Source organism: Ectothiorhodospira lacustris, from assembly GCF_022227785.1.
In the GTDB taxonomy this organism is placed as follows: domain Bacteria; phylum Pseudomonadota; class Gammaproteobacteria; order Ectothiorhodospirales; family Ectothiorhodospiraceae; genus Ectothiorhodospira; species Ectothiorhodospira lacustris.
This window is the reverse complement of sequence record NZ_JAJNQM010000005.1, coordinates 16,148-42,865: the sequence shown is the minus strand read 5'-3', so window position 1 is coordinate 42,865 and position 26,718 is coordinate 16,148. Positions and strand designations below refer to the sequence as shown.

Sequence of the window (26,718 nt, the reverse complement as noted above, 5' to 3'; positions counted from 1 at the left end):
AGGGGTCAGACTCACAGATTGTCTCGATGGATCTTGATCTTGGCCTCGGCCTCCATGGCGTTCAACACGGCCTCGAAGTCCAGCGCCCCATACAGCCCTTCCAGATGACTCCGGGCCCGTGCCAGTTCGGCACGTCCAGGTTCCACATCCCTCACTGCATGCAATTTCACCAGGGCATAATCCCCGCTATCCAGGGACATACCCGCCGCGCCCGAGGCCGATAGACCGAAGGCTGCCGTGATGATCCCTCCCGGCACATCGGTACTGTCCCGTGTGATGGTGCGATGCTGCTCCAGGCTACCCGGCAGTCCTTCCACCACCGTGGTCAGATCCCCACCATCACGCAAGGCTTCCAGCACCCGCTCACCGGCCTCCCGGGACAGACGGCCTGACTGTTCACGCCGGATCAGCGCCCGGATCTCGTTTGCTACCTCAGCCAGGGCACGGGGTGCAGCCGGCTCATGCGCCGACACGCGCACCACGACGGAACGGCCATCGGGCAGATCGATCAGATCGCTGTTACGCCCTTCCTGCAGCACCTCCTGGCTGAAGGCGGCCTGCCGCACCATGGGGAAGCTGCCCAGCTCCTGCCCTTGGTCACGGGTCATCCAGTCGGAACGACGGATCTCCAGACCCGTGGCATCGGCGGCCGCATCCAGGCTGCGAGGGTGCTCATAGCTCTCGGTCAGCAGGCGCTCCATCAGCTCAATCTGACGAGACTCCACCTGCCGGGCACGCAGCTCCTCCGCCACCTGCTCGCGCACATTCTCAAACGGCTCCGAATAGGCCCGTTCGATATCGCTCAGCAGGATCAGATGAAAGCCTTCGCTGGTTCGCACCGGCTGACTCAGGTCACCGACGGATTGGGTGAACAGCACCCCGTCCAGGGCCGGCCCCAGATCACCCCGCTGGACATAACCCAGATCCCCTCCCCGCGCTGCCGTCAGGCGGTCTTCCGAGGCATCCGCGGCCACCCGAGCAAAATCCTCACCACCGCTCACCCGGGCGCGCAGTGCCTGGGCACGGGCACGGGCATCGGCCACCGCATCGGCGTCGGCGTCGGCGCCGACCCGGACCAGGATATGGGCGGCACGCCGCTCCTCGGGGGTCGTGAAGCGGTCGATCTGCTGCTGATAGTGGCGGCGCAGTTCAGACTCGCTGGGCGTGATACGGGCCTCCAACTGCTCCAGATCCAGCAGCAGATACTCCAGACGCACCCGCTCCGGCGTCCGGAAGCGGTCACCATGGGCCGCATAGTAGGCCTGAACGTCCTCGTCGCTGATCTCCACGCCCGCGGCATATTCCGCCGCCGGGATGACGAAATAGCTCAGATCCCGTTCCTGATCCCGCAGACGCAGATATTCGCGCACCTCGGCATCGGTCACAAAGGCGGAGATCCTGACCCCGCCCTCGAACTGTTCCATCAGCAACCCCATGGCCACATCCTGCTCGAAAGCACCACGGCTGATGCGCTGGGCCTCCAGGAGTTGGGTATACCGGACCGGGTCAAAGACACCGTCCCGCTGGAATGCCTCAAAGCCCGCCAGTTCACGGGCGACGGCCTGCTGGCTGACCCGGAAACCCTGAGCGGCCACTGCCTGCTGCATCAGCTCCCTACGAATCAGGGTCTGCAGGGCATTTTCCCTGAGGCGTTCGTCATCCACCAACTCCGGCGGCAGTCGCCCGCCGAAGAACTGAGCCACCTGCTGCCTTTGCTGCTGTACCTCTCGCTGGAGGGCCCGGGTGGTGATCTCCACCCCGTTCACCTCCACGGCCACCAGACGGGCGCCACCGCCGAAGTATTCATGCACACCCCAAAGGGCGAAGGGAATAGCGATCATGATGATGATCGCATAGGCCAACCAGCCGCTGGCTTTGTCGCGAATTTTCAGGAGCATGAGAAGAAGCTATCAGTCTGCCATTGGGAAAATGACCGACATGATACCGGATAAGCGGGGCGGACATGCAGAGACGGGGCAATAAAAAAGGGCGCCCTGAGGCGCCCTTTTCGATAGATGGCGGAGCGGACGGGACTCGAACCCGCGACCCCCGGCGTGACAGGCCGGTATTCTAACCAACTGAACTACCGCTCCAGATACTGCTGTAAAGAACCTTGGTGGGTGCTGAGGGGATCGAACCCCCGACATTCGCCTTGTAAGGGCGACGCTCTACCAGCTGAGCTAAGCACCCATCTAAAGCACGCTAGTTTACAGCATCCTTCAGCGCTTTACCAGCCTTAAAACTCGGAACGTTGGAAGCCGCGATCTCGATGGTCTCGCCGGTGCGGGGATTGCGGCCGCTACGGGCTTCACGCTTGCGCACCAGGAAGGTCCCGAATCCGACGATCGTCACCTGATCACCCTGACGCAGGGTGGCAGAAATCACGTCGATCATGGAATCCACCGCGCGCGCAGCCGCTGCCTTGGGAAGATCGGCGGAGCTGGCTACGGCGTCAATCAGTTCGGATTTATTCATTCAGTTTTACCTTCGCTTGGGCAGAGGGTGGAGAAGTGGTGTGAGAGTCGCGCGAGTCTGGAGAAAAACACGTACGGATGCGCCTGACTCTCGTGGTCGGCGCCATGACTCGGGCAATGAAAGGTTCTAGGTATAGTTATGGGTGCTGCGACAAGAACGCGGACTTTATACCAAGCGGATTTCGGACCTGTCAACAAGGCTTCATCCTGCGCTGAAACGGTCGGCAGACGGCGCTCCAGAAGGTTCCGGAACGGAAACCGGCGGCCGGAAGAACATGACTCTTCCAGCCGCCGCGCCTTATGACCTGCCTGCCGTGCCCTCCATCAGTCGGACGGACTCAATGGTGGGGCACCCCTCCTCGCTTCGTGGCCTCCTCCGCCCCCTTGGAGACCACCTCAGGCTTTTTCGGCTTATCCCCTTCATCTGCCGTCGGGCGCTCCTTGAGGGCAATGGCCAGCACCTCATCGATCCAGCGTACCGCGCGGATCTCCAGCTTGCTCTTGATATTCTTGGGGATATCCACCAGGTCCTTCTCATTCTCCCTGGGAATGATCACCGTCTCGATACCACCCCGATGGGCGGCCAGCAGCTTCTCCTTGAGACCGCCGATGGGCAGGACTTCACCCCGCAGCGTGATCTCGCCGGTCATCGCCACGTCGGACCGCACCGGGACACCCGACAGGGCCGAGACGATGGCCGTGCACATGCCGATACCGGCACTGGGACCATCTTTGGGTGTCGCCCCTTCCGGCACGTGGATATGGATATCCTTCTTCTCGTAGAAATCCTCGGCGATGCCCAGGGTACGGCAACGACTGCGTACCACGGTCATGGCGGCCTGGATGGACTCCTGCATCACATCACCCAGCTTGCCGGTATGCAGGCACTTGCCCTTGCCGGGGACCACGGCGGCCTCGATGGTCAGCAACTCACCACCCACCTCGGTCCAGGCCAGGCCGGTGACTTGACCCACTTGGTCATGCTCCTCGGCCAGACCGTAACGGAAGCGCCGCACACCCAGATATTTATCCAGATTCTTCGGCGTCACCTGGGTCTTGCGCTCGGTACCCTTGAGCAGATGCTCCTTGACCACCTTGCGGCAGATCTTGGAAATCTCCCGCTCCAGGTTACGCACCCCCGCCTCCCGGGTGTAGAAGCGGATGATGTCACGAATGCTGCCCTCATTGACCACCAGTTCCCCATCCTTGAGGCCATTGTTCTTCATCTGCTTGGGCAACAGATAGTTATGGGCGATATTGGTCTTCTCGTCCTCGGTATAGCCGGGCAGTCGAATGACTTCCATGCGATCGAGCAGGGGGCCGGGGATGTTCAGGCTGTTGGCCGTGGCCACGAACATGGTATCCGATAGATCGAAATCCACTTCCAGATAATGATCCGCAAAGGTACTGTTCTGTTCCGGGTCCAGCACCTCCAACAGAGCCGAGGCCGGATCGCCGCGAAAATCCATGGCCATCTTGTCGATCTCGTCCAGCAGGAACAGGGGGTTACGGGTGCCCACCTTGGAGAGGTTCTGCACAATCTTGCCGGGTAAAGCGCCAATATAGGTGCGACGATGGCCGCGGATCTCGGCTTCGTCACGCACCCCGCCCAGGGACATGCGGGTGAACTTGCGATTGGTGGCCCGGGCGATGGAGCGCCCCAGGGAGGTCTTGCCCACCCCCGGCGGCCCCACCAGGCACAAGATCGGGCCCTTGAGCTTGCGCACCCGCTGCTGCACGGCCAGGTATTCCAGAATCCGTTCCTTGACCTTTTCCAGACCGTAGTGATCCTCATCCAGCACCCGCTGGGCCTCAGCCAGATCATTGCGCACCTTGCTGCGCTTCTTCCAGGGCATGTTGGCCAGCCACTCCACGTAGTTGCGCACCACGGTGGCTTCGGCGGACATGGGGGACATCATCTTGAGCTTGTTGAGCTCGTTCTGGGCCTTCTGTTTGGCCTCCTTGGGCATACCGGCGTCATTGATACGCCGCTGCAGGTCCTCCAGCTCGTTGGGGGCATCCTCCATGTCACCCAGCTCCTTCTGGATCGCCTTCATCTGCTCATTGAGGTAATACTCCCGCTGGCTCTTCTCCATCTGCTGCTTCACGCGACCGCGGATGCGCTTCTCGATCTGGAGGATGTCGATCTCGCCCTCGATCATGGACATGAGGTGTTCCAGGCGGGCACGCACGTCATCGATCTCGAGGATCTTCTGCTTCTCCTCGATCTTCAGCGACATATGAGCGGCGATGGTATCCGCCAGCCGTGCTGCGTCATCAATGCCGGCCAGGGAGGTCAGGATCTCCGGCGGGATCTTCTTGTTCAGTTTCACATACTGATCAAAGAGGTTCAGGACCGAACGGGTCAGCACTTCCATCTCCCGCTCATCCCCGCCCGGCAACTGTGCCACCCGAGTGATCTGGGCGGTGAAGTGTTCCTCGGCATCCGTCAGTTCGATCACACGGGCACGCTCGGAGCCCTCCACCAGCACCTTGATGGTGCCGTCGGGCAGCTTGAGCAATTGCAGGATGGAGGACAGGGTTCCTACGCGATGGATCTCCTCTGCCGAAGGCTCATCCACCTCGGCACTCTTCTGGGCCACCAGAAGGATCTGCTTGTTCGCAGCCATGGCCGTATCCAAGGCCCGGATGGACTTCTCCCGACCGACGAACAGGGGGATGACCATGTGGGGATAGACCACCACATCACGCAAGGGCAGCACGGGAACGGTCTGAATCGGGTCGTCCATGGCTGCCTGGGGTTTTTGATCATTATCCATGGTGTTCGTCTCTCAATAAGGATTTGGTGATAGATTTCACCAAGACCGGGGCCGACCCGGGATTGGCAATCCGCCATAACCTATTTGATGGGTATGTTCCCCGGGAAATCAAGGCGCCGGGCGACAAAAGGCTGCAAATCGAGTAAAGGGAGGGAGAAACAATCAAGACAGGCTAGCAACCGACACAGCGCCACGCCGGGAGTGGGGCATGGCGCTGCGTCATAGTCCGGATACCACCCTGACATCCGTCGGAAAGCAACGCATCCGAGGACCAGGGGGCGGGCACTCAGTCCGAGGCGGCCTTCTGATAATCGGAATTTTCGTAAATCAGATAGGGGTTGGCATCACCCATGATCACGGCATCATCGACCACCACCTTGGAAACACCTTCCACCGAAGGGATCTCGTACATGGTGTCCAGCAGCACCTGCTCCAGGATGGTCCGCAGGCCACGGGCACCGGTCTTGCGTTCCATGGCCTTGCGTGCCACGGCGCGCAGGGCATCTTCCCGGAACTCGATCTCCACCCCTTCCATATCGAACAGCTTGCGATACTGTTTGGTCAGGGCATTCTTGGGCTCGGTGAGGATGCGCACCAGGGCGTCCTCATCCAGTTCTTCCAGCGTCGCCACCAGAGGCAGACGGCCCACGAACTCGGGGATCAGCCCGAACTTGATCAGGTCTTCCGGCTCCACACCGAACAGCAGCTGATTGGAAGACTGGGCGTCGTTGCGGCTCTTGACCTCGGCGGAAAAACCGATGCCGCCCTTCTCGGTGCGGTCGCGAATGACCTTCTCCAACCCCGCAAAGGCACCGCCCACGATGAAAAGGATGTTGCGGGTATCCACCTGCAGGAACTCCTGCTGGGGGTGCTTGCGGCCACCCTGGGGCGGGACCGAAGCGACGGTGCCTTCGATCAACTTGAGCAGGGCCTGCTGCACACCCTCGCCGGAGACATCCCGGGTGATGGAGGGGTTATCGGACTTGCGGGAAATCTTGTCGATCTCGTCGATGTAGACGATGCCGGTCTGGGCCTTCTCCACGTCGTAGTCGCATTTCTGCAGCAACTTCTGGATGATGTTTTCCACATCCTCGCCCACGTAGCCCGCCTCGGTGAGGGTGGTGGCATCGGCGATGGTGAAGGGCACGTTCAGCAGGCGTGCCAGGGTCTCGGCCAGCAGGGTTTTGCCGGAACCGGTGGGACCGATGAGCAGGATGTTGCTCTTGGCCAGCTCGACTTCATCCTTGCCCCCACGAGCCTCCAGGCGCTTGTAGTGGTTGTACACCGCTACGGACAGGATCTTCTTGGCCCGCTCCTGCCCAATGACGTATTCATCCAGGATCTGCTTGATCTCATGAGGACGAGGCAACTTGCTGCCCGCGACCGCGCCCTGCTCCTGCATCTCCTCGCGGATGATGTCGTTGCACAGCTCCACGCACTCATCGCAGATGAATACCGACGGACCGGCAATCAGCTTGCGCACCTCATGCTGGCTCTTGCCGCAGAAGGAACAGTAGAGCAGTTTGCCGCTGTCCGAATCCTTGCCTTTCTTGTCGCTCATGAGCGGACCTCAAGTAATACCATTCGGTTACACCTTGCCCCTTTTCGGGACAAGATGCAAGCCGCAGCCGGACGCGGTTTCCCTGCCGTCCGGAACCTTCCGGATCAGGAACCCTGGAGCAAACTCCGGGTCTCCAGGACCTTGTCGATGATGCCGTATTCCTGGGCATCAGTGGCGCTCAGGAAGCGGTCACGCTCGGTATCCTGCTCAATGCGCTCCACCGGCTGGCCGGTGTGATGGGAGAGGATGCCGTTGAGCTGGTCACGAACCTTGAGGATCTCGCGGGCATGGATGTCGATATCCGTCGCCTGCCCCTGAAATCCGCCCAGGGGCTGGTGAATCATGATCCGGGAATGGGGCAGGCAGTATCTCTTGCCCGCAGCCCCGCCGGCCAGCAGGACGGCGCCCATGCTGGCGGCCTGACCGATGCAAAGGGTGCTGACATCAGGTTTGATGAACTGCATGGTGTCGTAGATGGCCAGCCCGGCGGTGACCACACCGCCGGGGGAATTGATGTAGAGACTGATGTCCTTGTCGGGGTTTTCAGACTCCAGGAACAGGAGCTGCGCCACGATCACGTTCGCCATGTAGTCCTCCACCGGACCCACGACGAAGATCACCCGCTCCTTGAGGAGTCGGGAATAGATGTCATACGCACGCTCCCCCCGGGCGGTCTGCTCGACCACCATGGGGACCAGATTCAGTGCCCGGGTATCCAGGGCACCGCCCGTTGCTGCAAACCCACGATCGCTCATTTAGACTTCAGTCTCCTGCGATGGGTTCATGAGACGGTCGAAGCTGATGGACTCATCCTTGACCTGGCACTGTTCCAGCACCTGATCCACCACCTGTTGCTCAAGAACCATGGCTTCCAGGCCACTCATGGCCTGCTTGTTACTGCGATAGTACTTCACCACTTGTTCCGGGTCTTCATAACCGGCGGACATGGCGTCCAGCTCTGCCGTGACACGGGCCTGATCCACGCGGATCTCATCGCGACGGATGATCTCGCGGATCACCAGCCCCAGGGCCACCCGACGGCGGGCCTCTTCCTCGAACAGCTCGTCCGCCAGGTCCGGCACCCCCTGGGCGCTACGACCGAAGCGGGAGATGGCCTGCTCCCGCAGACGGTTGATCTCGTCCTTGACCACGGCCTTGGGCAGATCCACCGGATTGCGGTCGAACAGCGCCTGCATCACCTGCTCTTTGACCTTGGCCTTGACAGCCTGTTCCATTTCGCGGGTCATGTTCTTGCGCACTTCTTCACGCAATTTTTCCACACCACCGTCTTCGACACCGAAATCCTTGGCAAATTCGTCATTGACTTCAGGCAGCACGGATTCCTGCACGGCCTTGACCTTGACGGCAAACTCAGCCGGACGACCGGCCAGATGCTCCGCCGGGTAGTCTTCGGGGAAGGTCACGGAAATGGTCTTCTCATCACCGGTCTTGAGTCCTTCCAGTTGCTCTTCGAAACCGGGGATCATGCGGCCTTCGCCCAGTTCCAGATTGGCATCCTCAGCGCTGCCGCCTTCAAAGGCCTCGCCGTCCAGGGTGCCGGTGAAGTCGATGACGATGCGGTCGCCCTTGGCCGACTCGCGCTCCACGTCGGACCACTGACGGCGCTGCTTGCGCAGGGAGTCAATGACCTTGTCCACATCCGCATCGGCAATGTCCACCTGAGGGCGAGCAATCTCCACGCCGCTCATGTCGGCGGGCACCACGTCGGGGAAGACTTCGAAAACAGCCACGTATTCCAGCGCCTCACCCGCCTCGACGGACTTGGGTTCGATATCCGGCGGGCCGGCGGGAATCAGGCTTTCCTGGTTCAGGGCGTCCTGGTAGGAGGACTGCATCAGTTCACCCAGGACCTCCTGGTACACCCCGTCACCATAACGCTGCTGGACCACCTTGAGCGGCACCTTGCCGGGGCGGAAGCCATCAATCTTCACCCGCTTCACCAGGGATTTGAGACGACGATCCACTTCTTCCTGAATCCGCTCGGCAGGCACCTGAACCGTCATGCGCCGTTCCAGGCTGCTCAAGGACTCCACTGATACTTGCATGGACTGAAAACCTCTTCGCGTCGTTCGCGTCTATTTCAGAATTCTTGGACCGGGCAAGACCCGGGGACCGAGAGCGCCGTGTGTGCGCCCGCCATGTCTCCCGGCACATCGCCGAGTCCCTGAGAGTGTGTCTGCCGGACACGCATTGCCGATGGCTTGAACATGGTGCGAAAGGAGAGACTCGAACTCTCACGGGTTACCCCACTGGAACCTAAATCCAGCGCGTCTACCAATTCCGCCACTTTCGCCAAACACCGCCACTGCCGGATGTAGCAGGGCATTATACAGGCACGCCCGCAGGTTCATAACCCTGCCCCACAATGCAAAAAGGCCCGACAATCGTCGGGCCTCCTGCATATCCGGACACATTGGTGGGCCGTGTAGGAATCGAACCTACAACCAATGGATTAAGAGTCCACTGCTCTACCAATTGAGCTAACGGCCCAGGAACACGACTTTTCGCTTTACGCTTCCCTGACGCGGCATCCTGAGAATGCCTGCACGGTCATCCTTGGTAATCTGGGGTGGCCGACGGGGCTCGAACCCGCGACAACCGGAATCACAATCCGGGACTCTACCATCTGAGCTACGGCCACCATAAACAAAACAGCTACTGCATCAAACCATACAATTGGCGCGCCCGGCAGGACTCGAACCTGCAACCCTCGGCTTAGAAGGCCGATGCTCTATCCGGTTGAGCTACGGGCGCCTGGATCCTGCCGCCTGGCGGTTTCAAATGGTCGGGGTAGAGGGATTCGAACCCCCGACATCCTGCTCCCAAAGCAGGCGCGCTACCAGACTGCGCTATACCCCGGATTTCCCGAGCATCGCGTGCAGTCAATGGCGATGCCGAAGGCGCACATATTACGCATAAGCGGTGACACCGTCAATCCCGTATTTAACTTTACGCCACACGCCCACACCCCGTTGGCCCGGGGCAAGAGATCAGTCCTCCCCCGACACCCGCTGCAGACGCCGACGCCGCCAGCGGAACAGCATCAACGCGGGCCCCGACAAGGCATAAACGACAAAACCGAGCCATAACACCTTCGGCGGATCGATGGCCGTGAGCATCACCGCCAGCAGCACCGCGATGACCACGAAAAAGGGGACCCGATGGCGAAAATCCATGTCCTTGAAACTGAAGTAGGTGAGATTGCTCACCATGGCCGCACCACAGAGGACGGTGATCAGCAATGCGGGCAGCATCATGCCGGCGCCGGAAAACTCAAGGTCGTTCCAAACCCAGACCAGGCCCATCATGACGGCCGCGGAAGCCGGACTGGGCAATCCCTGGAAAAACCGCTTGTCCGCCACGCCCAGCTTGGTATTGAACCGGGCCAGGCGCAGGGCCGCGGCAGCGGTATAGAAGAAAGTGGCCACCAACCCCAGCTGGCCGAGTCCGTTCAGAACCCACAGATACATGACCACTGCCGGCGCCACCCCAAAGGACACCATGTCGGCCAGGGAATCATACTCAGCGCCGAAGGCGCTTTGGGTATGGGTCAATCGCGCCACACGCCCATCCACGCCATCCAGCACCATGGCAATGAAAACCGACACTGCTGCCGCGATGAAATCCCCATTAATGGCCGCCATGATGGCGAAAAAGCCGGCGAACAGCGCCGCCGTGGTAAACAGATTGGGCAGGAGATAAATCCCCTTGCGCCCTTTGGGATGTTCCGGCTGCCCCTCCATGATCATGAACCTCCCGTCGGCTCTTTTCTATGCAGCAGAGTGGCAATCACGTCGGTCCCCGCCAGGACCGTCTGACCGGGCTTCACGTCCACTCTGGCATTGTGCGGCAGATAGAGTTCCATCGGGCGCCAGAAGCCCAGGAACCCGCAGCGCCGCCCCTGCCCTAATCGCTCACCGGCCTGCGCCAGGATGCTCAGGCGATGGGGCCAGCGGCGACGGTCCGTGGCCAGCACCACGTCCTCCTTCTCGTCGGTCTGCAGCCAGATGGCAAAACGGCCTTCGGCTTCCGCCACTGCCTGCCCTTCGCCACCCGCCCAGTATTGCTGAAACTTGCCCTCTACCGGGCTATGGATATTGAACTCCCCGAAACGACGCTGATGCAAGATGACCCGGGTGGTCCGGCGATCCAGAAAGGGGTCATGGCATTCACGCACATCGGCCACCACCCCATCCACGGGGCTCACCACCGCCAACGGATTGGGCGGCGTCTTGCGCGGCATGTCACGGAACATCACCAGTGCGGCGATCAGCAATAACCAGGTCGGGAAGGCCCAGAAACCCAGAAAAAAATGCGCCAGGGCCACCAGGACGGCGACCTGGGCCAGATAGGGACGTCCTTCCGGAGCGATGGGGAGCATGGATGTATCCCGGACGACAGGCCCGAAAGGCGGTTCACTCTCGGGCTGGATTGCACACAAGACAGGGGCTGCGCCAGGCGCAGCCCCTGTCATCACAACACCATGAAAGATCAGTTCTTGGACTTGTCCACGATCTTGTTGGCCTTGATCCAGGGCATCATGTCGCGCAGACGGGAGCCCACCACTTCAATGGGATGCTCGCGGGCGATGCGGCGGCTGGCCTTGAGCTTGGCATTGCCGGAAGCGCTTTCCAGGATGAATTCGCGGGCAAAGTCACCGGTCTGGATCTCGCGCAGGATCTTGCGCATCTCTTCCTTGGTCTGCTCGTTGACCACCCGAGGGCCACGGGTGATGTCGCCGTACTCCGCCGTGTTGGAGATGGAGTAGCGCATGTCGGCGATGCCGCCCTCGTACATCAGGTCGACGATCAGCTTGAGTTCGTGCAGACACTCGAAGTAGGCCATTTCCGGCGGATAGCCGGCTTCCACCAGGGTTTCGAAACCGGCCTGGACCAGGGCGGAGGCGCCACCACAGAGCACGGCCTGCTCACCGAACAGGTCGGTTTCAGTCTCGTCCTTGAAGGTGGTTTCGATCACACCGGCACGGCCGCCGCCGTTGGCGGAGGCGTAGGACAGGGCGATGTCACGGGCACGACCGCTGGCGTCCTGGTAGACGGCGATCAGGCTGGGCACACCGCCGCCCTGCTTGTAAGTGGAACGTACCAGATGGCCGGGACCCTTGGGTGCGATCATGATCACGTCCAGATCCTCACGGGGCTGGATCTGCTCGAAATGGACGTTGAAACCATGGGCGAAGGCCAGGGCACCGCCTTCCTTCAGGTTGGGCTCCACCAGTTCCCGGTAGAGGGCGGCCTGGTGCTCGTCGGGGGCCAGGATCATCACCAGGTCGGCATTCTTGACCGCCACTTCGATGTTCTTGACGTTCAGACCGGCATCTTCGGCCTTCTTGGCGGAGATCGAGCCGGGGCGCAAGCCCACGGTCACGTCAACACCGGAATCCTTCAGGTTGTTGGCATGGGCGTGGCCCTGGGAGCCGTAACCGATGATGGCCACCTTCATCCCCTGGATGATGGAGAGATCGGCGTCTTTGTCGTAATAGACCTGCATGGTAGGTATCCCCGAAATACGGATAAAGAGTAAAGGTTCAGATTTCAGATTAAGGAAAATGGGATCAAAGCCTGAGGGCCACGTCGCCGCGGGCAATGCCCATGACGCCGGAGCGTACCACTTCAACCACCTCAAAACCGCGTACCGCGTCGATGAAGGCATCCAGCTTGGGGCTGTCGCCGGTGAGTTCCACCACATAGGCGGTGGCACTCACATCGATGATGTGGCCGCGAAAGATCTCGGTCATGCGCACAACCTCGGCCCGCTGCTCACCGTCCTGGACCTTGAGCTTCACCATCATCATCTCGCGCTCGATGTGGCGGTGCTCGGTCAGATCCAGCAGCTTGACCACGTCCACCAGCTTGTTGAGCTGCTTGGTGATCTGTTCGATCACCTCATCCGACCCGCGGGTCACCAGGGTCAGGCGGGACAGGGTCGGGTCCTCGGTGGGGGCCACGGTGAGGGACTCGATATTGTAGCCACGGGCCGAGAACAGCCCGGCCACCCGGGACAGGGCGCCGGACTCGTTTTCCATCAGGATTGAGATTATGTGTCTCATGGTCGCATCACAGGAGGATCATTTCGTTCTGGCCTGCACCGGCCGGAACCATGGGGTAGACGTTCTCGCTCTGGTCGGTGATAAAGTCCATGAACACCAGGCGATCCTTCATCTTCAGGGCTTCCTGGATGGCACCTTCCACGTCACCCGGCTGCTCGATGCGCATGCCCACGTGACCGTAGGCCTCGGCGAGCTGCACGAAATCAGGCAGTGCATCCATATAGGACATGGCATAGCGCCCCTGATAGAAGAACTCCTGCCACTGGCGCACCATACCCATGTAGCGATTGTTCAGAGTCACCACCTTGATGGGCAGATGATATTGCAGGGCGGTGGACAACTCCTGGATGCACATCTGGATACTGGCTTCGCCGGTGACGCAGACCACAGTCTCGTCCGGATGGGCGATCTGGGTCCCGATGGCCGCCGGCAGACCGAAGCCCATGGTGCCCAGGCCGCCGGAATTGATCCAGCGGTTGGGCTTGTCAAAGCCGTAGAACTGGGCCGTCCACATCTGGTGCTGACCCACGTCGGAGCAGACGAAGGCATCCCCCTTGGTCAGGCGCCAGAGGGTCTCCAGCACGTACTGGGGCTTGATCAGTTCGCTGGTCTTGTCGTATTTGAGACAGTCCATGGCCCGCCATTCGTCGATCTGCTTCCACCAATCGGCCAGGGCATCCGGATCGGGCCGAGCCCCGCTAGCCTTGATCTCCTTGATCATGGTCTTGAGCACCTGATCCACCTGGCCGACGATGGGCACGTCCACCTTCACGTTCTTGGAGATGGAGGCCGGGTCCACGTCCACATGGACGATGCGGGCATGGGGGCAGAACTTCTCGATGTTGCCGGTGACCCGGTCATCGAAGCGGGCACCGATGGCGATGAGCACATCCGCATGGTGCATGGCCATGTTGGCCTCATAGGTGCCGTGCATGCCCAGCATACCCAGGAACTGACGATCGGAGGCCGGATAGCCGCCCAGCCCCATGAGGGTATTGGTAATGGGGTAGTTCAGCAGCCGGGTCAGTTCGGTCAGGGACTTGGCCGCATTGCCCAGGATCACGCCGCCACCGGTGTAGAGCATGGGCTTTTTCGCGGACAGGATCAGGTCCACCGCCTTGCGGATCTGTCCCGGATGCCCCTTCACCGTGGGGTTGTAGGAGCGCATCTTGATGCTCTTGGGGTAGCTGAACTCAAAGCGCGCGGCGGTGATGTCCTTGGGGATGTCCACCACCACAGGTCCCGGGCGACCGGTGGTAGCCACGTAGAAGGCCTTCTTGATGGTGGTGGCCAGATCCTTGACGTCCTTGACCAGGAAGTTGTGCTTCACGCAGGGGCGGGTGATACCCACGGTGTCCACTTCTTGGAAGGCATCGTTGCCGATCAGGCTGGTGGGTACCTGGCCGGTGAAGATCACCATAGGCACGGAATCCATGTACGCATCGGCGATACCGGTGACGGCGTTGGTGGCACCGGGGCCGGAAGTCACCAGGACCACACCGGGCTTGCCGGTGGACTTGGCAAACCCTTCGGCGGCGTGCACCGCCCCCTGCTCATGTCGCACGAGGATATGCTTGACCTTATCCTGTCGGTACAGGGCGTCGTAGATATGGAGTACGGAGCCGCCGGGGTACCCGAATATCAGATCAGCACCTTCCTCCTGCAGACAGCGGACGAAAATCTCGGCACCGGTCAATTCCACGGTCTTGGTCTCCTGCTGCATAAGAAGCTTGCCTGCTCTGGGCTAACTACGCCCCGGGACAACCCCCTGAAGAGTTTGACCGCGGAACGAAGGGGAAAAGGCTCGATCATAATATGTCGGGGCATGAATTTCACCATTCGGATCGTTTTCCCCCGCCGAAGTTGCCGATGTCGAAACCGGAAAGCCGCAGTCGGGTGGACCCGGGCACACGCCGGGACCACCCGCGCTTGGTACAGGGGACATGGAAAGGTTTTGTTACGCGCAACGCAGACCCGGGGGCGTGCCCCGCCGTTCGGCCGGGATATCCGCCTGAACGTCCGGGAACAGACCGGGTGGGGTGATTGCGCCCTACCCGCCCCAGCCGTATTGCTCGAAGAAGTCGGGCAGCATGTCCAGCATCTCATCCCGGGTAAAGAATCGATCAGCCCGGGCCAGACGCATCTGGTCCTGCAGATCCTCGTCCCCGCCGAAGCAGAATACCGGGATGTTGATCTGATACTCCGTCCTCAGCATCCGGATCACGTCCAGGGGATCGAAGGCGTCGCCCCCTTCCAGGTCCAGCAGCACGAAGCGATGGAGCAGGATGTCGTTCCAGTCTCCCAGTTCCGCCAGCTCCGTGGCCACCACCCGGGTCCAGCCGATGGGGGCCACCATGTCCAGATCGGACAGCAGCGACTCCCGAGCGGTCATGACGATGAACCTGCGATCCAGACGGGATTGAATGGTAGGCCGGCGGCTACCGGTCTGTTCACGAAAAGTACCTGAAGTAGACATCACTGTGCGCCGACTCCTCGCGGATATCACTGACCGGGACAATCCTGACTCCCCTCATAGCCTTTAACTCTAGACTTATTCCATGAAAGGTCAAGTCTCCCATGCATCTCCCCCCGCGGGCGCCTCAACACAGGTCACACCTATGCGTCACCTTCATGGTCGAAGGTACCGATATCCTCCCCCGCCATCTGACGTCGCACGAAGGCCACATCCTGGTCCGACAAGGCAAACGGGAAGGACATGATGTCCGTGGGACTCGAATCCCCATACGGACGGTTGCAGGCCGAGATCTCGTCATCGGAATGCCCGGGGCAACCGGAGGTCTGAAACGGACGACCGGAAGCGATCAGGGCCTCCAGTTCCTGGCGATCCAGACCGAAATCCACCACCCGCCCCTGCCCGTTGAAACCCATGTCCTGCACCCGCACCCCGCGATAGTCGATCAGGAAACGGGCCAGCTGCACCCGCCGCCACTGGTCCCGGGGCGCCGGCGACCAGTCCTCCATCAGGGAACCCTGTTCCGGGAAGAAGGCAAACAGATGATTGTGCCCACCCATGTCGCAGATGCGCTGGCAGACCTCCAGCATCTCCCGCTCCGTCTCCCCCATGCCGCAGATGAGATGGGCACCGAAACGCTCCGGGCCGTAGATCTCGGCGGCCCATTCCAGGGCCTGCCAGTAGGTCCCCCAACGATGGGGGCTGTCCACCGACGCCCCCCGGGTGCGCTCGAAGACTTCGGGCGTGACGGCGTCCAGGGCGACGGTGAAGATCTGGGCGCCGATGTCCCGCAGTCGCACCAGGTCGTCGTAGCCCATGGTGGTGGGGTTGGACAGGATGGAGGCCGGGATATGGGGCACCGCCTGCACCCACTTATCCAGCAGGATGGCGGTGTCCTCGTCCGAATCCGGATGGGTGATCATGGAGATGCACATGCGCTCGAACCGTCCCTGGTCGGCCCCGTTGCGAATGCGCTCGATCACGTCATCATAGCGAGCCGTGGGCCAGTCCACCCGGATGAAGTTACGGTCGGCATAGTCGCGGGATTCCTCCCGGTGACGGGCCAGGCCGCAGTAACTACAGTTGGCCCGACAGCCTTCCGGATAGGTGACCAGCAGATTGAGGCAATGGGTGCAGCGGGTACGGTGCATCCAGCCCTTGACCAGTCCCAGGGTGATGGCGGCGGCAGTGGACATCTGCACATATTCCGGGGAACGCATCCGGGGCGTCTTGATGTACGGATCCGGACGATAGAAATTGACCGGGATGTCCCGGGCATCGGCGGGGGTGCTCATATGGGTATCCGCTCCTCGGTGGTCGGTGCTGGTGTGTGTGATCCCGGCTCGCGGGCAGGAGGGTCCTGCAGGTATTCGGGGAAGGCGATCCAGCCGCGACGGTGGGGGGCATCCTGATCCAGCGCCGACACCCGCCAGGCGGCGATCAGCTCGCGACGCCGGGCCACGGCGCGGTCCAGGCCGGGCTGATACAGGTCGCGGATCTCCTCGTCATAGTCGACCAGGGCCCCATCCTCGCCCTGCAAATATGCCACAGCGGCCCCCCCGGCCCGTTCGCCGGAGATCACTGCCGGGGCGATGCCGCCGCCGGTAATGGGATGGGTCAGGCCCGCCGCATCGCCCACGAACAGCACCTCACCATGGACCAGGACACCTCGCAGGCCGCCCACGGGAATGGCCCCGCCGGTACGGCGCAAAATCTTTGCCCCGACCCGCCCTTCCCGCACCAAGGTGCGATGCAGGGCATCCAGGGGTGCCTTCAGATCCGGGGTCAGGCGCTTATCGATCCCCAGACCCAGATTGGCTTCGCCCTTCTTGGGAAAGAGCCATGCGTAGCCGCCGGGATAGTCCCCGGACAACCAGATGTCCGTCTCTGCATGAACCTTGAGCAGTGGCACGGTGTACTGTCGGGTCTGCACCAACTCCAGGGCTGGCAGCCCCAGATGGGCCGCCACCGAAGAATGGGGGCCATCCGCCGCCACCAGCAATCGGTAGGTGACGGATGTCATCCCGCCTCTTTGCCGAACCCGGGCCACCCGGGCCACCGGGTCCAGTCCCACCAGGGTCGTGCCGGTCCAGAGCCTTGCGCCGGCCCGCTCGGCCTGCCGGGCAATGGCCCGGTCAAAGGCACCCCGATGAATCATGATCCCGGGAAAGTCACTGTCGTGGCGAACGCCCGAGGGTAGATAGGTGCTCATCCCGGTGATGGGCTGACAGTACACGGCCGCATCCCGGGCATGACACCCCATGGGCAGCGGAATGAACTCGGCGCACTGCACCGGCTCTCCCACCGCGGCCCGACGCTCCACCGCCAGCACCCGGGCGCCGCCCTCGGCCGCGATCCGGGCGGCGCTGCCCCCCCCCGGCCCCAACCCCACCACCAGCACGTCAACCGGAAACACGGGGCTCTGCCCTTGCAGACGCCGGGTCACGGGAGTCCAGGGACTTGCGCAGGACCTGCAGGAAATCCTCCCGGGAGAGCATCAGCATCTCCACCCGATAGGCATCGAAGAAGCGGTGGATATTCGCCTCCAACTCCGCCACCGGCGTCTCCTTGAGAGACGCCTCCAGATCCACCAGCATGCGCCGGGGGTTCATGAAAAAGTCCCCGGTGATCCAGACCTGACGGATGATGCCCCGGGCCTCATCCAGCATCACCCCGGCACGCATGAGACCACCTTGGCAGCGATGCACCGCCTCCAGCAGGGGCATGCCCCCTTCCGGGCGATTGCGCTGGTAAACCCATTCTTCGCTGTCGATCTCCGCCAGGGCCTGGGCAAAGTGGTTCTGCTCCCGCGAATTCAGGTTATCCGCCGGTACCAGATCCACCTGGAAGGCCTCGGCAAAGGCCTCGGCCAAAGCGGACTGGACCCGCGCCAGGGGCGGCGGCTCGCCCAGCAGTTCCCGCAGGTTCGTTACCCGCTCCCGGGCCGAGGCAATGGCCTTGTCGGAGAGTTTTTCTGCCGGGATGCGCAAAACCCTCAGCATGCGTTCCACATCGAAGTCGATGAGCAGGGTGCCCTGGTACATGATGGAGTTGCCGTCAAAGGCCCCGCCGGTGCCGGAGATCTTGCGTCCCGCCACCTCGATGTCGTTGCGGGGGCGGTAGCGGGCGTCCACGCCCAGACGGCGGATGCCGTCCGCCGCCGCCTCGCAGATGCGACGGGCGATCTTCCCCATGTCGGCGGTGCCCAGAAAGCGCCGATCCACGTACAGCTCCCAGCCGATCTGACCGGGATCGAAATAGATGGCACCACCGCCGGTGATGCGGCGCTGGATGTCGATCCCCTCGGCAAGACAGCGATCGATCCGCAGTTCCTGCGCCACGTTCTGGTGGAAGCCCACCAGGGCACAGGGCTCAAAGCGCAAAAAACGCAAGGTATGGGGGCTATGCCCCGCCTGATGACACTCCAACAGAGTCCGGTTCAGGGCCATATTCTCGGCGGCCCGGCGCAGACCGGTGTCCAGGACTCTGAGATTGATCTTTTCCGACATCGGTCCACTCCCATTCATGCTTGATATTCACCCGGCACCCCAACCCCTCTCCCACAAGGGGTGAGGGGCTTAACCGGGATCATGAACGCGCCATGGCGGCCGGTGCCTGGGCGACGACGGGGATGCCGGCCAGCCCCCGAGGTGTCCGGCGCCGGTGCTCGTCCGCCAGGATGGCTTCCAGATCCAGTTCCAGACCGGCCTGGTCATCGCCCAGCACCTCCTCGCCCACGGCCATGGAGCAGCAGGAAGGAATGACCCGAACCCGATACCCCAGCCGTGCCGCCAGTTCCACGGTGCCTTCGGCCGGGTGGGCCAGTCCGTTGATACCCGCCATCACCGCATAGGTATCGATCATCGCCTTCACCTCCCCCGGGGGGCGGGCGCACCCCAGCAACAGCGGTGTCCCGGGCAGGGCCTGGCGGGCATCCAGAAAGAACCTGCCCACCGCATCCGGGCTCGGCGTTTCGAAAGGCCGTTTCGGATTGGCATGAAAAGGCATCACCACCACCAGCACCACCGCATCGGGAGTGTGACGCCGGAGCATCGCCAGGGCATCCCATTCTCCCAGAAAGCGTCCGTAGTGCAGCCCCATGACGATATGAGGCACCACCTTCATGGGGGTCTTCACCAGGTGTTCCAGGGTGGCCTCGAAATCTTCCACGCGGCGGCGCAGGTGATAGACCTGGGTGATGGTTTCCTGGGCACCGATCACATCCATCATGGCGGCATCGATGCCCGAATCGGCCATGCAGCGGGCGCCATCCTCGTCCACCAGGGCCGTGTGCAGGGCGATGCGAAATTGGGGAAATTCATCCTTGATGCGGCGGATGATGTCGTAATAGGGGCCGTACTCCACCTCATTGCGGTGGTTGGAACCGCCGGTCAGCAGCATCCCCTGCCCCCCCTCCTCCAGCAATCGGTTCACCAGCGCCCACAGGGCCTCCGGGGATCGGGCAGGGATCATGGGCTCCAGCAGCTTGGCCTTGCAGTGGTCGCACTGCAGCTTGCAATCGCCCCCGGTGATGGACACCGCGGGCCAGGCATGGCCGGCACAGCGGCTGATCTCGGTGGTCTGGTAGGACTTGAAGCTGGGGGTGTAGAAGTCGATGCGGGCATCCGAAGCCAACCCGTCGGCCGGATGCCGGGCCTGGAGACGGCGCACCAGATCAGGATTCAGGGACAGCTCTTCCAGGGCCTCGATACGGGCGGCCAGCGGGTACCAGTCGGTCATGGGAATCCTTGCTTGACGGTGGTTCTGTTGGCAGGTTTTGCGGCGAACATCCCGCACTCCCCTCACCCCAACCCCTCTCCCCGAGGGAGAGGGGCACTGGGTCAGCCGCCGCCGATCAGGCACAGCCCTTGAAGCCGTCCGCGTCCATCTTGGCCTGGAAGGCCGCCAGCGCATCGGCGCCGGTCTTGAGGTCGACGGCATCGCCATCCCAGTCGGCGGGCTTGATCTTCACCAGCCAGCCTTCGCCGTAGGGATCCTGGTTGATCAGACCCGGACTGGCGGAGACGGCATCATTGACGGCCACCACCTCGCCGCTGATCGGGGTCTTGGCGGGACCCACCCACTTGCCGGATTCCACGGTGGCGCAGGACTTGTCCTTCTTCACATCCTTGCCGGCCTTCTTCGGGGTATAGGACACCACCTGCCCCGCCAGGGCACAAGCGTAGGCGGTCATGCCCACGGTCACGTTGCCGTCGTCGCCCCGGCGCACCCAGACGTTGTTGTCGATGCTGTACTGAAGCTCTTCCGGCAGATCACAGCCCTTGACTGCGCCCATGATTATCTCCTTTTCGAGTATTTGAATATTACCCATTGCAGTATATCGAGTCTCCCGGCGACGGCGATGGCCCCGAGGTGATGCAGGTCAAGACCTGCCACCCTGCCCGTTCAGAAGGTGATCAGCTTGTCACAGTCCAGCACCAGATCCGCCAGATCACTGGCACGGGCCACGTGATCCACCTCCGGGATCAGGTCCGCATCCGGGTCCATGTCATAGCCGGGCATCGCCGGCTCACAGACGTGCAGCACTACCCCGGCCCGCTTGGCGTCCCGGATGAATTCGATGATGCGACGCCCACCCGGCATGGCACACAGCGACTCCGCCACCCCCGTCTGCATCAGTCTCACCCCCTCCATGGTGAAAAAGATGTGTACCCGGGCATCCATGGCAGCCAGCACCGACCCCAGATAGAAAGGGGTGGCACAGCGCGCCGGGGAGGAAGGACCGCTGGTCATGATGAAGACCACGGTCTGGTCTGCCTCCACATCATCCGGTGTTGCCGATGGTGTCTGCACCATGTTCCTTACTCACGCCCGCAGTGGATGTCGTCCCGTTCGGCGCGGGCACAATAACCCGCCCTCGCCGCCTCCCCGGTCACGAAACGCCGCAGGGCGGCATCCAGGGGCTCATGCACCGCCACCCGGGCAATCCAGGCCCCGAAGGGGTCCTGGTTCAGCAGGGCCGGGGTCGCCATCACCGCCTCGTTGATCTCCAAAATGGTGCAGTCCACAAAGTTGGGGACAGGCCCCGCCCACTTGCCGCTCTCGATGGTGGCCACCGGCTTGCCGGGGGGACGCCGGCTGCCCGGCCGACGCACCCGCACGTGCAGGATTTTGCCGGCGATGGCCTGGGACAGGTCGGTCATGCCGACGGTCAGGATATCTCCCGGTTCCCGGCGCAGCCAGACCTGGTACTCATCGTCGTAGTAAAGATCCGGATGGAACTCGCAGCCATTGCAATCCATAAACCCTAAATGACTCCCTTGTCCTTCAGAAAACCGATGGAATCACTGACATTCTCGTGAATCCCCAGCTTGCGCGGGGACAGCCCCATGGACAGGCCCAGCAGCTGGGTGAAGTAGACGATCTTCACATGGGTCTTGATACCAAACTCGGTCTCCGCGCGCACCTGGTGCATCTCCAGGCCCGAGTGACAGGTGGGACATTCAGTGGCGATCACCTCGGCCCCCGAATCCTCCGCCGCCTGCAAGAGATTCAGCACCAACTGGGTGGAGGTGTCGGAATCCGACAAGGTATGCGCACCGCCGCAACAGGCCGTCTTCAGCGGAAAATCCATGTTCGCCCCACCAACGGCCTCCAGCAGGTCATCCATGAAATGCGGCTTGTAGGTGGACTCGGAACCCGGCCCCTGATCCTTCTCCGGAAAGATCTGCCGGGGACGGGTGTACATGCAGCCGTAGTAGTTGGCGATGCGAATGCCGTTCAGGCTCTTCTTCATCCGGTCCTTGATGCCTTCAGGCCCTTTCTCTTCCATCAGCCACTCCAACAGATGCACCGTGCGAACATCTCCCTTGTACACCGGGTCGCCCGCCTTGCGGGCCAGGTCCTGCACCGTCTCCATGGTTTTTTCGGAGGTAGCAGTCTCGTACTCGGCCTTCTTCAGGTTGTGGTAACAGCCGTTGCAGGGGGCCATCACCGTGTTCAGCCCCATCTGCTCGGTGGCGATGGCCAGATTGCGGGCGGACAGATAGGTCTGCAGCATGGGATGGATGTTCTTCACCTCCATGGCACCGCAGCAGTTGTAGTCCTTGAGGTTGACCATCTCCATGTCCAGCGCCTTCACCAGCACCCGGGTGGACTTGTCATAGGGGCCGGCGGAGCCTTCCAGGGCGCAGCCGGGATAGTACGCAACCTTAGCCTTAGCCATGGGTGGCCTCCTTCTGTTCACGCACATACTGCTTGAGCACCTCGCCGGTGCGTCCCCAGGACCGAGTTCTGGGGGCAAAGAAGAAATTGCGCGCAAAGCGCATCCCCAGACCTACCGGCAGATGCCGCATCAGACGCACACCGAACACACGCAGCCACTGGGGCACCAGGGGTTGGCCGGTTTTCCTGAAGAAATTCAGCAACACCAGACTGTCCTCGATGCGGCCACGGGCATAGATCTGCTCGGTGAACTCCTCGTCGAAGACCCGGGACGGTGACTTGGGCGTGTGGCCCTCGTCCTCCAGCCAGTGTGACAGGGCCTTCATCACCCCTTCCGGGCGTACGTCCTTGGGGCAGATGCTCGTACACTTGTTGCAGGATACGCACTGCCAGATGATGTCCTTGTCCTTGATGATCTCCTCCTTGAGTCCGGTACGCACCGCATAGATCCAGTAGCGGGGATTAAACTGCACGTTCTGGGCGTACATGGTGCAGGAATTGGTGCAGGAACCGCACTGCCAGCAGCGGTGTACGTTCTCGGCACCCGGGTAGCGCTGGATGACGGCCTCGAAGTCATCATCGTAATCGGTGATGGTCCGGGGCGTGATCATAGTATTCCAGTGACCGGAAACATCCACACCGTCCACCACCAGGGTATCGTGGCGGAGCAGCCGCTCCGGTTCGATCAGGGATTTTTCGTGAATCGCCATGCTTTTCTCCGCAACACTTCATGCATCATGGGTCAGGCCGGACCCGCCTGATGCCAAGTCTCTTGACCCGCGGCGGCCATCGCGCCGCGCCGCTCGTCGATACCCAGCAGTTTGACCACCAGTTCCATCGGGTCCTGTCTGGCGCCGAAGTCCCCCTGCAGGATGCCCAGCCCCCCGGAAACGGAACGCACGTAGTCCGCGTAGGCCCGAGCCAGGATCAGGTCCGTGATGAAGGGTAGATCCCGGTAGAAACCGCTGGCGGAGAGGTGTGCGGCAAACCACTGACGCACCCCCTCCAGGGCCTCCGGTGTCATCGCCAGGGGCAGGGTCTGCAGACTGTCGCTGCCCGGCACGAACTCCCGCACCGCACCGCTCATGGTCTGGGTGTCCCAGACCCAGCGGGTCATGAGGGGGATCGTTTCCGGTTCCCGGAAATGCAGCAGTTCCGCCCCCAGGTCCCAGGCCGCCCGCCGCAGCTTGCGCTCCGGCACCGGCAGACGGTCACAGAAGCCCTCCAGGCGCCTGAGCAGACCGCCTCGGCCGTAAACCAGCTCCAGCACGGCCCCGGCCAGGGCCTCCCGAGGCATCTGCCGCAACACTGGCCCCAGTCGCCGCCGGGCCGGAAAGACACATTCCAACAACAGCAGGGGCAGCTCCGGAACCAGGGCCGCGGGACGGACCCGGGGCAGGGCCTGGGCGAACAGGGCATGCTTGCTGCCCAGGGCGGTCAGGTAGTTCTCCACCCCGCCCCGCTCGCTCATGTCCTCCAGCAGGGCCGCCAGCTTGACGGCCGCCACCTTCTCATCCAGGCGGATGGACAGGGGCGCCGGGGTGATGGACTGATTCATCAGCACCTCAGCCCGCCTTGCGCGTCAGACCATGCAGGTCCGCAATGGCGCGGGCACCGGCGGCCATGCCCTGGGAGATGGAGTCATCGATGGTCTCCGGTCCGTAGGCGGCCCCGCAGGAATAGATGCCGGGACGGGTGGTGCCGCAGGTATTGGTGTAATGCTCGCCGCGTTCGATAAAGCCGTGATTCTCCAGACTCACGCCGAACACCTCCGCGATCTCCGGATTGTCCATGTTGGGGTCCATGCCCACCGCATGCACCACCATGTCGAAGGGAATGACGATGGGGCGCTTCACCAGGGTGTCCTCTCCCTTCAACAGCAGCCGGCCATCGGGCGCGGCGGTGACTTCGGCAATACGGGCCTTGATGAACTTGGTGCGGAATTCCTCCTGGGATTTCCAGTAGAAGCGGTCCTCGTAAAGGCCGAAGGTGCGGATGTCCATGTAATAAACGAACACCTGGGTCTTGGGCGAGAGCTCCTTGATCTCCATGGCCAGATTGGTCGAGACGGTACAACAGATCTTGGAACACCACTCGCGCCCGATCTGCCGGTCGCGGGAGCCCACGCACAGCAGGATGGCCACCCGCTCCGGGGTACGGCCATCGGAGGGACAGGCGATCTTGCCGGCGGTTACCATCTGCTCCACTTGGGTGGTGGTGACCACGTCCGGGAAGGTGCCGAAGCCCCACTCGGGCTTGTTCACGGAATCAAAGTGGGTGAAACCGGTGGCCAGCACCACGGCACCGGCCTTGACGCTCTTGCCGTTGCTCAGCTTGGCAGTGAACTTGCCCGGCTCCCCGTTCAACTCCGTCACCTTGGTGCCCTTGTGGATGGCGACGTTGGCATCATCTTCCACCCGCTTGACCATGCGCCCGATGGCGTCCTTGGCCCATTCACCGGAGGGGACCAGCCGGGCATAGCCGGAGATGATAGGGGCGCCGCCCAGCACGTCTTCCTTTTCCACCAGCACGGCCTTGTAACCGACACCGGCCACCTGGGCCGCCGCGGACAGGCCGGCCGGTCCCGCACCGACGATCAGAACGGTATCCTGCATCACGCGTTACCCCCATAAGCGAGTTCGGGTTTGTAGAGATATTCGATATTGCCCTGCTCGACTTCCTTCAAATAGGCCTGGAAATTCTTCTTGGCCTCGGACCAGGAAATGCCCATCTTCTCCACCAGGTCCTCACAGGGTGAGGCATGCCACTGCAGCTGCACGATCTTGAGGGGGTCCGCCCCGCAGGCCAGGGCGGCGAACTGCACCTCGGCCATGATGGGGATCTGGAAGTCCTGATCATGGGCCTTGCCGATCCACTGGTTCTTGTCCATGGTGGTGACACAACCGGTGTCGTTGGCCAGCATGACATCGGCATTGGCCTCTTCCCGGGCCACGCGGATCTTGCGGTTCATGGTGAAGGAACGGGTGAACTCCCGCTCGGAGATGATGTGCCGAAAGCCAAAGCCGCAACAGTCGTACCAGGTGGAATAGTCGATTACCTGGGCGCCCAGGGCCTGGGCCATGGAAGTGATGATGGCGGTACGATTGCCGCCCAGGACGTCGGCGTCGTAGACGGCATCCTCGTGGATCATCTTGTAATAATGGCAGGCCACATGGGCGGTGGTGCGGATATGTGAGACATCAATCTTCTGCAGCTCCGAGGCGATGCGATGACGCATCACGTGTACCCATTCCGAGTAGTGGATGATCTCCTCGGGGATCACCAGCTTGCCGTCCACCAGCCGCCCCAGCTTGTCCAGGATCTTCGTGACCTTCTCCCGCAACTGGGGGGATTCGACCAGGTACTTGCGGATCTCCTTGTAATTGCCGAAGGAAGTCCCGCAGTGGACCAGGGGATAGAAATGACCCGGCCCGTGACCATGGGGCTTGCCGGAGACATAGGCTTGGTGGAAATTGCGTAGGAACACCGCCGCCAGGGACTCCACGTTGCCGATGCCGGAACCGTGGTAGTTCCAGGCGGTGCAGGAGGTCTGGTCGGTCTCGTCCAGGTAGTCCTTGCCGGGCACGAAGCCGAACTCGTTCATGAACCACAGCAGGGAGGTGGGGTAGCCGGGGATGTTGCCGCACTGGCCGCAGGACTTGTGGTGCCAGAGCTGGCGGGTAGGAATCTTCTTGTCCCAGCCGAACAGGGTCTTGACCATCTTGGGGTCATGCTGGTCCTCCACCCGGTGGATGATGATGTGGCCTTCCTTTTCCAACTCATACATGTGCTCGCGCACATCGTCCATGCGATCACCCAGGTCGACGGTGCGACGGGCCACGTGCTTGCGGACCCAGTCGGTGGCCTGGACGGCCTCATCGCGGGACAGCTGGGTCTGCTGGAAGAAGGCGCCGTGGCCGGCCACGCCCTGGCCGTCGGTATTGTGAAACCCGGGCTTCATGGCCCCGGGGCCGGTCCCCTCGGCGGAGGCATTATGCCCGCCGGGGGTATGATCTTTCTTCTTGGAAGTCATGTGTGCCACTCCTCTACTACGCTCGACTTTGGTACTTAGGCAAGGGATATTCCGAATAAGTCATTCGCATAAACTCCGCATAGGTCACCCTCGCAAATCCTCCGCCCGTCATCCCCGCACCCTC

General features: G+C 62.1%; 24 protein-coding genes and 7 tRNA genes. All 31 read right to left on the bottom strand.

The features are described 5' to 3' along the window. Positions 1–11: 11 nt before the first annotated feature. Entirely contained in the window at positions 12–1,898 is a 1,887-nt protein-coding gene (locus LQ952_RS02050) for a SurA N-terminal domain-containing protein (RefSeq protein WP_238620984.1), read from the bottom strand. Positions 1,899–2,016: 118 nt separating this feature from the next. Beyond that, positions 2,017–2,093, bottom strand: a tRNA-Asp gene (locus LQ952_RS02045). Between the two features lie 21 nt (positions 2,094–2,114). After that, positions 2,115–2,190 (bottom strand) — tRNA-Val (locus tag LQ952_RS02040). 12 nt (positions 2,191–2,202) lie between these two features. Next, on the bottom strand, positions 2,203–2,475 hold the full coding sequence (locus LQ952_RS02035) for an HU family DNA-binding protein (RefSeq protein WP_238615876.1): 273 nt from the start codon (positions 2,473–2,475) through the stop codon (positions 2,203–2,205). Between the two features lie 337 nt (positions 2,476–2,812). Beyond that, positions 2,813–5,254: an endopeptidase La gene (gene lon / locus LQ952_RS02030; RefSeq protein ID WP_238620983.1), complete on the bottom strand. Its 2,442-nt coding sequence runs from the start codon at positions 5,252–5,254 to the stop codon at positions 2,813–2,815. Positions 5,255–5,540: 286 nt separating this feature from the next. Continuing rightward, positions 5,541–6,815, bottom strand: a complete 1,275-nt coding sequence (gene clpX, locus LQ952_RS02025) for an ATP-dependent Clp protease ATP-binding subunit ClpX (protein ID WP_238620982.1) — start codon at positions 6,813–6,815, stop codon at positions 5,541–5,543. Between the two features lie 104 nt (positions 6,816–6,919). Continuing rightward, positions 6,920–7,570: an ATP-dependent Clp endopeptidase proteolytic subunit ClpP gene (gene clpP / locus LQ952_RS02020; protein ID WP_238620981.1), complete on the bottom strand. Its 651-nt coding sequence runs from the start codon at positions 7,568–7,570 to the stop codon at positions 6,920–6,922. After that, entirely contained in the window at positions 7,571–8,881 is a 1,311-nt protein-coding gene (tig, locus tag LQ952_RS02015) for a trigger factor (protein WP_238620979.1), read from the bottom strand. It lies immediately after the preceding gene. 163 nt (positions 8,882–9,044) lie between these two features. Further along, positions 9,045–9,129, bottom strand: a tRNA-Leu gene (locus LQ952_RS02010). A 121-nt stretch (positions 9,130–9,250) separates the two neighbouring features. Then, positions 9,251–9,326: transfer RNA gene (locus LQ952_RS02005), tRNA-Lys, on the bottom strand. A gap of 75 nt (positions 9,327–9,401) precedes the next feature. After that, a tRNA-His gene (locus tag LQ952_RS02000) sits at positions 9,402–9,477 on the bottom strand. Positions 9,478–9,513: 36 nt separating this feature from the next. Continuing rightward, positions 9,514–9,590: transfer RNA gene (locus LQ952_RS01995), tRNA-Arg, on the bottom strand. 28 nt (positions 9,591–9,618) lie between these two features. After that, positions 9,619–9,695 (bottom strand) — tRNA-Pro (locus LQ952_RS01990). Between the two features lie 131 nt (positions 9,696–9,826). Then, entirely contained in the window at positions 9,827–10,585 is a 759-nt protein-coding gene (pssA, locus tag LQ952_RS01985; protein ID WP_238620978.1) for a CDP-diacylglycerol--serine O-phosphatidyltransferase, read from the bottom strand. Continuing rightward, on the bottom strand, positions 10,582–11,217 hold the full coding sequence (locus tag LQ952_RS01980; protein WP_238620977.1) for a phosphatidylserine decarboxylase: 636 nt from the start codon (positions 11,215–11,217) through the stop codon (positions 10,582–10,584). The genes pssA and LQ952_RS01980 overlap by 4 nt, the downstream gene beginning before the upstream one ends. 110 nt (positions 11,218–11,327) lie before the next feature. Continuing rightward, entirely contained in the window at positions 11,328–12,344 is a 1,017-nt protein-coding gene (ilvC, locus tag LQ952_RS01975; RefSeq protein ID WP_238620976.1) for a ketol-acid reductoisomerase, read from the bottom strand. Positions 12,345–12,408: 64 nt separating this feature from the next. Next, complete coding sequence (ilvN, locus tag LQ952_RS01970) at positions 12,409–12,903, bottom strand: acetolactate synthase small subunit (RefSeq protein WP_200172700.1); 495 nt, start codon at positions 12,901–12,903, stop codon at positions 12,409–12,411. Between the two features lie 7 nt (positions 12,904–12,910). After that, positions 12,911–14,626 carry an acetolactate synthase 3 large subunit gene (locus tag LQ952_RS01965; protein ID WP_238620975.1) on the bottom strand — a complete coding sequence of 572 codons (1,716 nt, stop codon included), beginning with the start codon at positions 14,624–14,626 and terminating at the stop codon, positions 12,911–12,913. Between the two features lie 327 nt (positions 14,627–14,953). Next, positions 14,954–15,379: a hypothetical protein gene (locus tag LQ952_RS01960; RefSeq protein WP_238620974.1), complete on the bottom strand. Its 426-nt coding sequence runs from the start codon at positions 15,377–15,379 to the stop codon at positions 14,954–14,956. 140 nt (positions 15,380–15,519) lie between these two features. Continuing rightward, positions 15,520–16,671, bottom strand: coding sequence for a radical SAM protein (locus tag LQ952_RS01955; RefSeq protein ID WP_238620973.1), 1,152 nt, complete (start codon positions 16,669–16,671; stop codon positions 15,520–15,522). After that, on the bottom strand, positions 16,668–17,792 hold the full coding sequence (locus LQ952_RS01950) for an NAD(P)/FAD-dependent oxidoreductase (protein ID WP_238620972.1): 1,125 nt from the start codon (positions 17,790–17,792) through the stop codon (positions 16,668–16,670). Before LQ952_RS01950 ends, LQ952_RS01955 begins: the two co-directional genes overlap by 4 nt. Further along, positions 17,779–18,885, bottom strand: a complete 1,107-nt coding sequence (locus tag LQ952_RS01945; protein WP_238620971.1) for a lipoate--protein ligase family protein — start codon at positions 18,883–18,885, stop codon at positions 17,779–17,781. The genes LQ952_RS01950 and LQ952_RS01945 overlap by 14 nt, the downstream gene beginning before the upstream one ends. 79 nt (positions 18,886–18,964) lie before the next feature. Further along, positions 18,965–20,116, bottom strand: a complete 1,152-nt coding sequence (locus tag LQ952_RS01940; protein ID WP_238620970.1) for a radical SAM protein — start codon at positions 20,114–20,116, stop codon at positions 18,965–18,967. Positions 20,117–20,231: 115 nt separating this feature from the next. Further along, entirely contained in the window at positions 20,232–20,672 is a 441-nt protein-coding gene (gene gcvH, locus LQ952_RS01935; protein ID WP_238620969.1) for a glycine cleavage system protein GcvH, read from the bottom strand. A 110-nt stretch (positions 20,673–20,782) separates the two neighbouring features. Further along, positions 20,783–21,193 (bottom strand): DsrE family protein, encoded by a 411-nt coding sequence (locus tag LQ952_RS01930; protein ID WP_238620968.1) that lies wholly within the window; start codon positions 21,191–21,193, stop codon positions 20,783–20,785. 5 nt (positions 21,194–21,198) lie between these two features. After that, positions 21,199–21,639, bottom strand: a complete 441-nt coding sequence (locus tag LQ952_RS01925) for a biotin/lipoyl attachment domain-containing protein (RefSeq protein ID WP_238620966.1) — start codon at positions 21,637–21,639, stop codon at positions 21,199–21,201. Positions 21,640–21,644: 5 nt separating this feature from the next. Further along, the gene (locus LQ952_RS01920; RefSeq protein ID WP_238620965.1) at positions 21,645–22,562 is read right to left on the bottom strand and encodes a CoB--CoM heterodisulfide reductase iron-sulfur subunit B family protein; all 918 of its coding nucleotides are present in this window, start codon (positions 22,560–22,562) and stop codon (positions 21,645–21,647) included. Further along, positions 22,555–23,271, bottom strand: coding sequence for a 4Fe-4S dicluster domain-containing protein (locus LQ952_RS01915; RefSeq protein ID WP_238620963.1), 717 nt, complete (start codon positions 23,269–23,271; stop codon positions 22,555–22,557). Before LQ952_RS01915 ends, LQ952_RS01920 begins: the two co-directional genes overlap by 8 nt. A 32-nt stretch (positions 23,272–23,303) precedes the next feature. Continuing rightward, the gene (locus tag LQ952_RS01910; RefSeq protein WP_238620961.1) at positions 23,304–24,119 is read right to left on the bottom strand and encodes a hypothetical protein; all 816 of its coding nucleotides are present in this window, start codon (positions 24,117–24,119) and stop codon (positions 23,304–23,306) included. A 7-nt stretch (positions 24,120–24,126) separates the two neighbouring features. Continuing rightward, positions 24,127–25,176 (bottom strand): CoB--CoM heterodisulfide reductase iron-sulfur subunit A family protein, encoded by a 1,050-nt coding sequence (locus tag LQ952_RS01905; protein ID WP_238620959.1) that lies wholly within the window; start codon positions 25,174–25,176, stop codon positions 24,127–24,129. Then, on the bottom strand, positions 25,176–26,594 hold the full coding sequence (locus tag LQ952_RS01900; RefSeq protein WP_238620957.1) for a heterodisulfide reductase-related iron-sulfur binding cluster: 1,419 nt from the start codon (positions 26,592–26,594) through the stop codon (positions 25,176–25,178). Before LQ952_RS01900 ends, LQ952_RS01905 begins: the two co-directional genes overlap by 1 nt. Positions 26,595–26,718: the final 124 nt, after the last annotated feature.